The 11,381-nt window shown below is 58.4% G+C and carries 12 protein-coding genes; 7 read left to right on the forward strand and 5 right to left on the reverse strand.

The window, feature by feature from the left end; all coding sequences use genetic code 11:
* Positions 1-95 precede the first annotated feature (95 nt).
* Positions 96-461: a 5-carboxymethyl-2-hydroxymuconate Delta-isomerase gene (locus QMX93_RS11995; protein ID WP_212545200.1), complete on the forward strand. Its 366-nt coding sequence runs from the start codon at positions 96-98 to the stop codon at positions 459-461.
* A gap of 3 nt (positions 462-464) precedes the next feature.
* Here the strand turns inward: QMX93_RS11995 and QMX93_RS12000 are convergent, their stop codons facing one another.
* The gene (locus tag QMX93_RS12000; protein WP_053118090.1) at positions 465-1,400 is read right to left on the reverse strand and encodes a LysR family transcriptional regulator; all 936 of its coding nucleotides are present in this window, start codon (positions 1,398-1,400) and stop codon (positions 465-467) included.
* A 185-nt stretch (positions 1,401-1,585) separates the two neighbouring features.
* Positions 1,586-2,770: a cyanate transporter gene (locus QMX93_RS12005; RefSeq protein ID WP_282356032.1), complete on the reverse strand. Its 1,185-nt coding sequence runs from the start codon at positions 2,768-2,770 to the stop codon at positions 1,586-1,588.
* Between the two features lie 387 nt (positions 2,771-3,157).
* Here QMX93_RS12005 and QMX93_RS12010 point away from each other — a divergent pair, with 387 nt between their 5' ends.
* The 4 genes from QMX93_RS12010 to QMX93_RS12025 all read left to right on the forward strand — a co-directional run bounded on the left by QMX93_RS12010 (position 3,158) and on the right by QMX93_RS12025 (position 7,512).
* Positions 3,158-4,807 carry a phosphoethanolamine--lipid A transferase gene (locus tag QMX93_RS12010; protein ID WP_282356034.1) on the forward strand — a complete coding sequence of 550 codons (1,650 nt, stop codon included), beginning with the start codon at positions 3,158-3,160 and terminating at the stop codon, positions 4,805-4,807.
* Positions 4,808-5,050: 243 nt separating this feature from the next.
* Positions 5,051-6,184, forward strand: a complete 1,134-nt coding sequence (gene rnd / locus QMX93_RS12015) for a ribonuclease D (RefSeq protein ID WP_212545197.1) — start codon at positions 5,051-5,053, stop codon at positions 6,182-6,184.
* Positions 6,181-6,474, forward strand: coding sequence for a YcgL domain-containing protein (locus QMX93_RS12020; protein ID WP_007911350.1), 294 nt, complete (start codon positions 6,181-6,183; stop codon positions 6,472-6,474). The genes rnd and QMX93_RS12020 overlap by 4 nt, the downstream gene beginning before the upstream one ends.
* Before the next feature lie 105 nt (positions 6,475-6,579).
* A complete protein-coding gene (locus QMX93_RS12025; RefSeq protein ID WP_282356043.1) occupies positions 6,580-7,512 on the forward strand; it encodes a D-2-hydroxyacid dehydrogenase in 933 nt (310 codons plus the stop codon).
* 123 nt (positions 7,513-7,635) lie between these two features.
* On the opposite strand, the gene QMX93_RS12030 is transcribed toward QMX93_RS12025, so the two are convergent.
* Entirely contained in the window at positions 7,636-8,229 is a 594-nt protein-coding gene (locus QMX93_RS12030; protein ID WP_282356045.1) for a nitroreductase family protein, read from the reverse strand.
* 165 nt (positions 8,230-8,394) lie between these two features.
* Here QMX93_RS12030 and QMX93_RS12035 point away from each other — a divergent pair, with 165 nt between their 5' ends.
* Positions 8,395-8,844 carry a YcgN family cysteine cluster protein gene (locus tag QMX93_RS12035; RefSeq protein WP_053118104.1) on the forward strand — a complete coding sequence of 150 codons (450 nt, stop codon included), beginning with the start codon at positions 8,395-8,397 and terminating at the stop codon, positions 8,842-8,844.
* An 86-nt stretch (positions 8,845-8,930) separates the two neighbouring features.
* Positions 8,931-10,160 (forward strand): hypothetical protein, encoded by a 1,230-nt coding sequence (locus QMX93_RS12040; protein WP_282356047.1) that lies wholly within the window; start codon positions 8,931-8,933, stop codon positions 10,158-10,160.
* A gap of 112 nt (positions 10,161-10,272) precedes the next feature.
* On the opposite strand, the gene QMX93_RS12045 is transcribed toward QMX93_RS12040, so the two are convergent.
* Both QMX93_RS12045 and QMX93_RS12050 read right to left on the reverse strand, forming a co-directional pair.
* Positions 10,273-10,650, reverse strand: coding sequence for a DUF2892 domain-containing protein (locus QMX93_RS12045; protein WP_008087099.1), 378 nt, complete (start codon positions 10,648-10,650; stop codon positions 10,273-10,275).
* Positions 10,651-10,731: 81 nt separating this feature from the next.
* Positions 10,732-11,202, reverse strand: a complete 471-nt coding sequence (locus QMX93_RS12050) for an RNA methyltransferase (RefSeq protein WP_007911337.1) — start codon at positions 11,200-11,202, stop codon at positions 10,732-10,734.
* Positions 11,203-11,381 lie beyond the last annotated feature (179 nt).

Consider the following 11,381-nt stretch of genomic DNA (forward strand, 5'->3'; position numbering starts at 1 on the left):
CCGGCGTAGCTAACTCGCGTTTGCAACACGGCGAATTGCGATAAGTCAGCTGTGTTATACGTACGACCTTTCTGCCGCTCGACTGGAGCCTCCCGATGCCACACCTGCACATGGAATACACCGCCAACCTGCCGCAGCTGAACGCCGACGTCGCGTTGATTCGCCTCAATAACACGCTGGTGGGTTCTGGTCAGTTCGCGGCGGAGTTTGATATCAAGAGCCGTGCGTTGAAGGTCGAAACCTTCAAGGTTGGCACGGCCATGAGCGAGCGCGGTTTTGTGGCGGTGAAGTTGGCGTTGCTCAGCGGGCGTTCAGCGGAGACCAAAAAACAGCTGTCGCAAAGTCTCTTGGCCGTGCTGCAGGATCTTTGTGAATGGCCGGCCGGTGTCGAGGTGCAGTTGAGTGTCGAGCTGATCGATATCGATCGCGAGTCCTACACAAAAACTGCCATCGGCGTGTAGGAATCAGGCCGCTTGCAGTTCACTGCACACCTTGACCACTTGTTCGCGCAGCCAGACGTTGGCGCTGTCCTGATCAACGCTCTGGCTCCATTGCATGTCGAGGGTGAACCCCGGCAAACCGTTCGGCGCCTCACAGTGATTGAACACCGCATCGTTGGTCAGTAACCGCTGAATCCGCCGGGGCAGGGTGAGGATGAAGTCGGTGCCAGTGATCATCTTCAACGCCGCGCTGTAACTGTTCGAACGCGCGACGATCTGACGTTTTTGCGCCTGTCGCGCCAGCCAGCCATCAACCATATTCGTCGTCGACGTCCACGGCGTCGGGAACACATGCCTGCGCTCGGTAAACGCTTGCAGGCTCAGGCGCGGTTCCAGCGGCGTCGCGCGTTTATCGAAAACGCAGACCAGGTCATCTTCCAGCAACATGCGTGACTTCAAGTCCGTGTGGTGGCGGTGAAAGTTGGGGCCGAAACTGATGACCAGATCGAGGCTGCCATCGCGCAACTCATCGGCGGGCACATCGGTTTCGAACTTGTGCATGTTGACCATCACTGGCAAGTCATCGAAGTCGAAGCGCTTCAACAGGCGCGGCAAAATCAGTTGTTCGAAGTATTCCGGGGCGCAGATGTTGAAAGTGACCGCTTGCTGGCTCGGGTCAAATGTCGGTGCGCCGGCGTGGCAGAGGTTGATGCTTTCGAGGATTTTCTGCACATGGCCGTACATGCTGCTGGCCTTGTAGGTCGGGCGCATGCCGGTGCGGGTGTTGATGAAGAGTTCGTCTTCAAAACTGGTGCGCAGTTTTTTCAGGCAGTAACTGACGGTGGACTGACTGACGAACAACGTTTCCGAGACCTCGGTGACGCTGCTCTGCTCATACACGGCGATAAACACCATGAGATCCTGCATGTCGAGCTTTCGAAGCAAGTTACTGTTCAGCATCCGTTCCGTCCCGCTGTGCTCCTTGCGCTGAATCTGCGCAAACGTGTGCGAACGATCCTAACGGAACGATGGTGCAAGGACAAAGGCTTGTAGGACGTTTCACGGACAGTTGTGGGACAGATAGTTTTAGCAATACGACGTTACCGATGAAACCGTGGAAAGCTGGCCAGAGGCCTGTAGCCCGATCACTGGAAGTGTTGCGAATAATGTCGCGGATCGAAGCGCAACACCATCAACGCCATGATCAGCATCACGCCGGTCAGCGACCACCATGCCCATTCGAAACTGCCCAGTTGATCGCGGATCATCCCGGCGAGCAGCGGCGACAGGCCGGCAATCAGATAGCCGATGCCTTGCACGAAAGCGGTCAGGCCGCCAGCGCGTTGCGGGTTGTCGAGGTGATCGAGCGAGACGATCAGGCTCATCGGAAACAGTCCGCCGATGCCCAAACCCAACAGGCAGGGCCACAGCAGGCTGAAGTGTTGCGGGCTAAGGATCAGGCCGCAGAAACCGGCGATGATCAGTCCAAGGAGGGCCATCAGTACGATGCGTCGGTCGCGGCTGCGATTGGCGATGGCTGGCACTACCAGGCCGGAAATCACCTCCATGGCTGTCAGAAAACCTAACAGCAGCCCGGCGTTTTGTTCGCTCCAGCCTTTCTCCACGTAGTACGGCGCCAGCCAGGCGAGGACGCAGGTGTAGGACGCGGTGCCGAGACCGAAGAAGATTGCAAGTAACCAGGCGCGGGGATGTTTGAAGAAGGTTTCTTTTCTGACTGAAGTGTTCGCGGTCGCAGGCAAGTTGCCGCGTTGTGCCCACCAGAACAGCAAAGCCAACATTGCCAGGATTGCCCAAACGGCCAGTGCCATCCGCCAACTGCCGGTACTGATAAGCACCAGCGGCGCGAACGACGCAGCAATGGCGGCGCCGCCCATGATCGAGGTGACGTACAAACCCATGCACAGGGCGACGTTGTCGGGGAAACGCGATTTGATCAACGCCGGCATCAACGCCTGAATCAGCGCAATGCCTATACCGGCCAGAATTGCGCTGACAATCAACTCGGCGGCGGAATCGATAAATAGCCGTGAAAACGTTGCCAGACCGATGATCAACAGCGACCACAGCACCGTGCGTCGTTCGCCCAGTCGTTGGCTGATACCGATGCCAAAAAACATCGCCAGTCCCATCGCCATCACCGGCAGCATGGTCAGCAGTGAGGCGAGGCTGAAGCTCAACGGGATGTCGCCGCGAATCGCCGACAGCAATGGCCCGACCGCCGCCATCGAAGGGCGCAAATTGAGGGTTACCAGCATGATGGCGAGCATCAGCCAGACAGCGGGGCGGGCAGTGGCGCGGACGTTTTCCATCATCAAACCTTGGGGCAGGGCAGATGATTAGGCGCGGCGCCCTATGATTCGGGCAAACCAGAAAATCCAGGCCCTTACCTAAAAATCAAATACCCACCGGTTCCTGTAGGAGCTGTCGAGTGAAACGAGGCTGCGATCTTTTGACTTTGTCTTAACGGCAAGATCAAAAGATCGCAGCCTTCGGCAGCTCCTACAGGGGTTGTTGGCTGAATAAAAGCTGAACCATTCCCAAATACTCCACAAGTTTCAGACTTTGCTCTCAGTCCAACTAATCGTTGGCGTCTTTTTCACAAAAAATTGATGGTTGCCTGCCTAAAGTTTGTCATGCCTTGGTTAATGAATTTTTCACAACTAACCGAGGGTTCTTTTCAGGAACTGCCCCTCATCATGTTGAAGTTAAAAGCCGTGCGCCCGGAATGGGTGACGTTGATTGCCAGTGCCTTTCTTTTGATCGGTTTTAACGTTGTGCTCTGGCAGCACCTGTTCGACATCACCGCGTCAGACGGCAAGGGCATTGCCATGCGCGTGGCGTTTGGGGTGATGATCTTCGCGGCGTTCAACATCGTGCTGACCTTTCTGGCCTTCCGCCCGCTGCTTAAACCCGTGCTGACGCTGATGTTTTTGATAAGCGCTGGCGTGGCTTATTTCATGAGCCAGTATGGCGTCATGATTGACCCGGGCATGTTACGTAACTTTGCCGAAACCAATGCCACGGAAGTGCGCGATCTGCTCTCGTTGAAGTTGTTTATTTATATTTTCTTTCTCGGTGTTTTACCGTCTTTATTGTTGTGGAAATTGCCGATTAATTATCGACGCTGGCACCGCGAATTGTTGAGCAAGGTTATTGTCAGTGTGGCGTCGGTGGCGGTGATTGGTGGTGTGGCATTGGCCAACTACCAGGGTTTGTCATCGTTGTTTCGTAATCACCACGAAATTCGCTTGATGCTGGTGCCGAGCAACTACATTGGTGCGGCGGCCGGTTACCTGCGTGAGCAAGTGGCGTCGGCAGAGCAACCGTTCGTCAAAATCGGCGAGGACGCCGAGCGCAATCCCGATGTAAAACTTGAGCCGCGCAAATCCCTGACTGTATTGGTGGTCGGCGAAAGTGCCCGCGCCGAGAACTTCGGCATCCTCGGCTATAACCGTGACACCACACCAAAACTCGACAAGGAAGCCGGGCTTATCGCGTTTACCGACGTGCATTCCTGCGGCACGGAAACTGCCGTCTCGGTGCCGTGCATGTTCTCTAACATGGGCCGCAAGAACTACGATGCGAGCAAGGCAAAGAACGAGGAAGGCCTGCTCGACGTACTCAAACGGGCCGGCATCGATGTGATCTGGCGCGATAACCAGTCCGGCTGCAAAGGCACGTGTGATCGCGTCACCGTGCAGGATGTCAGCAACTTGAAAGACCCGACGCTGTGCGCCAACAGCGAATGCCGCGATGAAATTCTGCTGCAAGGGCTGCAAAGCTTTATCGATCACCTGGACAAAGACACCGTGCTGGTTCTGCACCAGATGGGCAGTCACGGTCCGGAATACTTCAAGCGTTATCCAAAGGAGTACGAGCACTTCACGCCGGTCTGTGAAAGTAACGCCCTGAACAATTGCAGCCGCGAAAGTATCGTCAACGGTTACGACAACACGCTGGTGTACACCGACCATGTGCTGTCGAGTCTGATCGATGTGCTGCGCAATAATCAGGACAAAGTCGATACCGCGATGTTGTACCTGTCCGATCACGGCGAGTCGCTGGGTGAGTACAACCTGTTCCTCCATGGCACGCCGTATATGCTGGCGCCGGAACAACAGAAGCACGTGGCGATGCTGGCGTGGTTCTCCGACAACTATCAAAAGTCCTACTCGGTCGACACCCATTGCCTGCAAATGAGCCGCGATAAACCGCTGAGTCAGGACAACCTGTTCCACTCGATGCTCGGTTTGCTCGAAGTGAAGAGTTCGGTGTATCAACCGGATCTGGACATATTTGCCGGTTGCCGCGGGTCAGTGATCGACGGCGTGTTAGCCAAGGACTGAAGCATTCCCGCTGTAGGAGCTGCCGAAGGCTCGGGCCGCGATCGGACGATCTTTTGATCTTCAAAAACAGGATCAAAAGATCGCAGCCTGCGGCAGCTCCTACAGGTAATGGCCCCGTTTGATCCTTCTGTCAGACTATTCTTGCTAATTGGCAGGACATTTCGTTACAGCTCTTGCCCTTCGCAGGCGCGTAAATCGCCGGTGGCGATATATACTGCGCGCCATTCTTCAAGGGAGAGCCGTGTGGCCATCGATATTCACTGGATTCGCGACAACGAAAGCCTCGCGCAGTTTTGCGCCGAGTGGCAGCAGCTGCCGTTCGTTGCCCTCGACACCGAATTCATGCGGGTCGACACCTTCTACCCGATTGCCGGCCTGTTGCAGATTGGCGACGGTAAACGCGCCTACCTGATCGATCCGCTGACCATCAATGCCTGGCAACCGCTGGCAGCACTGCTGGAAAATCCGGCGGTGCTGAAAGTCCTGCACGCCTGCAGCGAAGACCTCGAAGTGCTGTTGCGTCTGACCGGTAGCCTGCCGGCACCGATGTTCGACACACAATTGGGCGCGGCTTATCTGAACCTCGGTTTCTCCATGGGCTACTCGCGTCTGGTGCAAGCGGTGCTGGGCATCGAACTGCCGAAGGGCGAAACCCGTTCCGACTGGTTGCAGCGTCCGTTGTCCGACACACAGATCAGCTACGCCGCTGAAGATGCCGTGCATCTCGCGGAAGTTTTCGTACAGCTGCGACCGAAGCTGTCCGACGACAAGTTCGCCTGGGTGCTGGAGGACGGCGCCGAACTGGTGGCCAACCTGCGCCGCGAAACCGATCCGTACGAGGTTTACCGCGAAGCCAAACTGGCGTGGAAACTCTCCCGTGCTCAGCTCGCGGTATTGCGTGAGCTGTGCGCATGGCGTGAAACCGAAGCGCGTGCACGTGACTTGCCGCGCAACCGCATCGTTCGTGAGCATTCGCTGTGGCCGTTGGCTCGCACGCAACCGGACAACCTCGCCGCGCTGGGCAAGATCGAAGACATGCACCCGCGTACCGTGCGTCAGGACGGTCAATTTCTGCTTGATCTGATCAAGCGCTCTGGCAGTGTGGGCCCTGATCAATGGCCGCCTGCCGTGCCGGAGCCGTTGCCGATCGAAGCTGCTGCGTTGATCAAACAACTGCGTGCGCTGGGTCAGGCCGAGGCCGAGCGCCTCGACATCGCGCCGGAACTGATGCTACGCAAGAAAACCCTCGAAGCGCTGGTCAAAAGTGGCTACCCCGAGGGTCCTTACCAATTGCCTGAGTCGCTGCGTGGCTGGCGCCGCGAACTCATGGGTCAGACGCTGCTCGACAGCTTGGCCACCGCCGGAGAACAGCCTTGAAACGTATTTGTTCCATCTACCAAAGCTCGAAGCGCAGCGGCATGTACCTTTACGTGCTGAAAAGTGATGCACTCGAGCGCGTGCCGGAAGCGCTGATGCTGGCGTTCGGCAAGCCGAAACATTCATTTGACCTGGTGCTGTCGCCTGAGCGCAAATTGGCCAGCGAAGACATCGTCGTCGTGCTGGAAAACCTCGACAAGCAGGGCTATCACCTGCAAATGCCGCCGGCCGAGGACGAGTACATCGAGCACTTGCCCGAAGAGTTGCTGCGACGCAACGACCCGGTCTGATCTGCGAGGCCCTGTTCTGGGCCTCGATTAACCCAGGAACTGTTTTTACCGCGACGTTCGCCCGACATCCGGCGACCGTCTGCACGGTTTGCGAAAGGTTTGAAGATGCGCGTTCTGATTGCCGAACACGACCACGCGATATACGCCCGGCTGCTGCGTCAGGCAGTGCCCGAGCTTGAAGTGCTGACCAGCGGCGACTCCGCCGAACTGGCGCGGCTGGCCGCTGATTGCCCGGTGTGGCTGGGGCAGCCGGATCTGCTGGCGACCCTGTTGCGTCAGGGCCACCAGCCACAATGGCTGCAATCGACCTGGGCCGGCATCACGCCGCTGCTTGCCGATGGCTTGCGCCGCGATTATCGCCTGACCCGCGCCGTAGGCATTTTCGGCCAAGTGATGGCTGAATACGTTTTGACCTATATGCTCGGTCACGAGCGCGAGGTATTGGCGCGACTGGTCAGCCAGGTCGAGCGCAAGTGGGACAACCGCACCGGCCAGAGTCTGGTCGGGCGCAAAGTCTTGATCGTCGGAACTGGCGACATCGGCCAGAGCGTGGCGCAGTTCCTGCTGCCGTTCGGCGTCGAGTTGTACGGCATCGCCAGCAGCGCGCGCGAGCAGGCGCCGTTCGTTGAAGTCGCTTCGATGGCGGATCTGCCACGGCTGGTTGGCGAAGTGGATTACGTGGTCAATCTGCTGCCGAACACCGAACATACCCACGATATCTACGACGCGGCGCTGTTCAAGCAATTCAAGCCGACCGGATTGTTCATCAACGTCGGGCGCGGTGTGGCGGTGGTTGATGCGGATCTGGTCGAGGCGCTGAAGGAAGGGCACCTGGCGGGTGCGGTGATTGACGTTTGCCGTCAGGAGCCGTTGCCGCAGCGTCACCCGTTCTGGACGGCGTGGGGCTTGCTGCTGACCGGGCACAGCTCGGCACCGACTTCACCGGCGCTGATGGTGCAACTGTTTGTCGACAACCTGAAGGCCTATCAGGCGAGCGAGGCGTTGCGCGGGGAAGTGGATTTCAATCGCGGGTATTGATTCACCACAAACAATGTAGGAGTGAGCCTGCTCGCGATAGCGGTGTAACAGTCAATGATGATTTTGAATGTTACGGCCTCATCGCGAGCAGGCTCACTCCTACAATTGGTTTTGCGGTGTGGCTTAGAGGGTGAAGTCGCCTTCAGCTGCCAGTTCGCTCAGCGGGCGACGCGGGCTTGGCTCTTCGCGTGCCTGCAGGTAATCCGCCAGCGTCGCCTTGTCTCCCAGCTTGCCTACCGCAACAGCGGCATGCAGCGCATAACCTTCAGGAATATTCAGCTCCTTGCGCGTCAGCTCCTGATCGAAGCCGGCCATGCCGTGGGTGTGCCAGCCGCTGATGCTCGCTTGTAGCGCCAGATGGCCCCACGCCGAACCCGTGTCGAAGGTGTGCCACAGCGCCGGGGTTTCTTCGGTGGCGCCCGGTGCAGTGAAGGTGGTTTTCGAAATCACGATCACCAGTGCCGACGCATGTTGCGCCCAGCTCCGGTTGAATTCATTGAGCATACCCAGATAACGCTCCCAGTTCGGCGTGTCACGGCGCGCGTAGAGGAAACGCCATGGCTGCGAGTTGTACGCCGACGGTGCCCAGCGGGCGGCTTCGAAGAAGCTCAGGAGGGTCTCTTCCGGGATCGCTTCACCGGTGAAGGCGCGCGGCGACCAACGGGCGGTGAACTGCGGGTGAATGGCGTATTCGGCAACGCGAGGGTTGGCACTCATCAAGAGATTCCTGGCTACGTTTGAGTAAATGAATTTGAGGCAAAACCCTACTCGGCAGCGCTGAGGCTGACAAGCGCGATTTACCGACAGTCGCCAGCGCTTGGCCCGCGCGGCCCGGGGCACTAGACTGGCGGCCTTTCACCACCTGATGTTGATGCTTGAGCCATGGCCGCCGAAGTCGAACCGTTCTGGAAACACAAAACCCTTGATCAACTTGATCACCAGGAATGGGAGTCGCTGTGCGACGGCTGTGGTCTGTGCTGCCTGCAAAAACTCGAGGATGAAGAAGACAACAGCGTTTATTACACGCGCATCGCCTGCAAACTGCTGGATCTGAACACCTGCCAGTGCAGCGATTACCCGAATCGCATCAAGTTTGTCCCGGATTGCATCCAGCTCACGCCGGGCCAGGCCGAAGAATTCAAATGGCTGCCGCCGACCTGCGGTTATCGACTGGTCAGCGAGGGCAAGGATCTGCCGTCGTGGCATCACTTGGTGAGTGGCGATCGCGAGGCGGTGCACCACGAACGAATTTCACAATCCGGGCGTATGCTCGCCGAGGGCAGCGTGCCGGAAGATGACTGGGAAGATCACCTGATTTTCCGCGCTGGCTAACGGGATAACCTGTAGCGAGGGAGCTTGCTCCCGATATTGAGTGCGCAGCACTCACACAATAATTCTGACTGCCACAAGGAGTGGGTATGGCTGTGGGTTTGCTGCGAGCGTTGCTGATCGGCCTGCTGATGTTCAGTGCGCCCGTCTGGGCAGCAAAAAAAGTCGATCTCGATTACCACATACGCCTGTTGCCACAGAGCGATCAGGCCGAAGTGCGCCTGACCCTGGCCAAAGGCGAAGCCGTGCGCAGCCTCGATTTCGACCTCGGCGACGGCAGCCATTACAGCGACTTCAAAGCCGATGGCCAATGGCTGCTGACTCCAGGCAAACACGCGCGCGGCGTCTGGCGCCCGACCAGTGCCAAGGCCAGCCTGACCTACCGCGTACGCATCAGCCACGGTCGCAAAAACGGCAGCTTCGACACCCGCATGACGCCGAGCTGGGCGCTGCTGCGCGGTGATGAACTGGTGCCGCCAGCCAAACTCGATCAGCAGGACGGCACGGAACTGGTCTCGCGCCTGCAATTCGAATTGCCCGATGGCTGGAAAAGCGTCGAAACCGCCTGGCCAAGAATCGGCAAAAACAAATTCCGCATCGACAACCCTTCACGCCTGTTCGACCGCCCGACCGGCTGGATGCTCGTCGGCAAGCTCGGCAGCCGTCGCACGCGTCTGGGCGAAACCGAAGTCACCGTCGCCTCACCGCAAGGGCAGGGCATGAGGCGCATGGACGTACTGACGTTGCTGACCTTCGTCTGGCCGCAGGTGCAGGCGGTTTATCCACGTCATCCGGTCAAGCTGCTGATCGTCGGCGCCAACGACCCGATGTGGCGCGGCAGCCTCGGTGCGCATGAATCGATCTACGTGAACACGCGCTTGCCGCTGGTCAGTGAAAGCGGCAGCAGTGCGCTGGTGCGTGAACTGGCGCAGGTGTTTGGGCGGATTCACGACGAGCAGCGCAGCGACTGGATCAGCGAAGGCTTTGCCGAGTATTACGCGATCGAATTGCTGCGCCGTGCCGGTGGCATGAGTGATGAGCGCTATCAGAGTCTGCAGGCGAAACTGGCCAGGGACAGCCAGAAAGTCACGACACTGCGCGGTGAACAGATCAGCCCGGCGCAGGTAGCAAAAGCCGTGATTGTGTTGCAGGAACTGGATCGCGAGATTCGTTTGAAGACCCGCAATAAACGTTCGCTGGATGACGTATTGCGGGGAGCGATGCATTTGGGGACGGTGAGTACTAAAGAGTTTGTGCAATTGGCTGAGAGCGTGCTCGGCGAGTCCTCTAAAGTCCTTGATACCGAGTTACTTCAGTGACACCGCCATCGCGAGCAAGCTTTGCTCCTACGGCATGTGTGGCGCACGCAGTAACCTTGTAGGAGCCGAGCTTGCTCGCGAAGGGGCCATCAGCCCCAGCGCAAATGCTGGATCAAACCCCGGCTTTCGGCGATTTCACTGAATCATTGCCGGTCACCGTCGCCGAGCTGGTCGCCGCTTCGGCATTCGCCTTCAGCTTGCTCAACTCTTCCCCGGCACGCTCGATCTTCGCCCGCACGTTATTCATGTCCTGACGGCTTTTCTCGATCAGGCTTTTCACCGAGCTGTGCCCGGTAATACCGCGAGCCATGGCCACGCCGCCAATCGCCACCTGAATCAAACCGAACACACCGCCACGGCGCAGGCCCTTCCCGACCATGATCACGCCACCGGCCAGCGAGCCGATGCGCTCCCAGCCTTCGACGTTCTGCTCGGAACGGCTCTGAAACGGGGTGGATTCGATACGTTCGACGCGTTTGAGCTCGGTCATGATCTTTCTCCAGGCTATGAGTAATGGATAAATAAGCTGACTGCGCGAGCGGTCAGCTTGTTCCATCGGATGTGCGACGCTTCAGCGGAATTTCGGCCCGGAGCGGGTATTCAGGCCTTTGGCCATGCGGTCGTAGAGCACGACGTTGACGGTGGCAGCGAGGTTCATGCAGCCGGTGGTCGGGATGTACACGACGTCTTCGCACCAGTCGCGGATCTCTTTATCCAGCGAACCGTCTTCGGGGCCGAAGATGTACAGGGCGCGATCCGGGTGGGTGTATTCAGGTAGCGGACGGGCACCTTCGACCAGTTCCACGGCGACCGGCACGCAGTTGAGCGGGAGGATTTTTTTCAGATCATCGATGCCGATCAGCGGGATGTCGTAGTGCACGCGTTTGGTGTCGGTGACGAAGTCGGCGGCGCGTTCATAACGCTTGCCGGTGTAGAACACCGATGCGACGCCGTAGCAGCCTGCGGCGCGCATCACCGAACCGACGTTCTCCGGTGATTTGGGGTTATACAAACCAATGCAGCTGTACCGTTTGTCTGCCACGAGCGAGGTGCCTTCGGGAAAAAAGAGCGCGATTATACGGGGATTGGGCGGTTGTGGTCAGATCATGGATTGGCGGTGTCTGGACGGCCGCCTTCGCGAGCAAGCCCGCTCCCACATTGGTTTTGTGTACGCCACAGATCCAATGTGGGAGCGGGCTTGCTCGCGAAGGGGCCCGTCAG

Source organism: Pseudomonas sp. PS01303 (assembly GCF_029959385.1).
Classification (GTDB): domain Bacteria; phylum Pseudomonadota; class Gammaproteobacteria; order Pseudomonadales; family Pseudomonadaceae; genus Aquipseudomonas; species Aquipseudomonas rustica.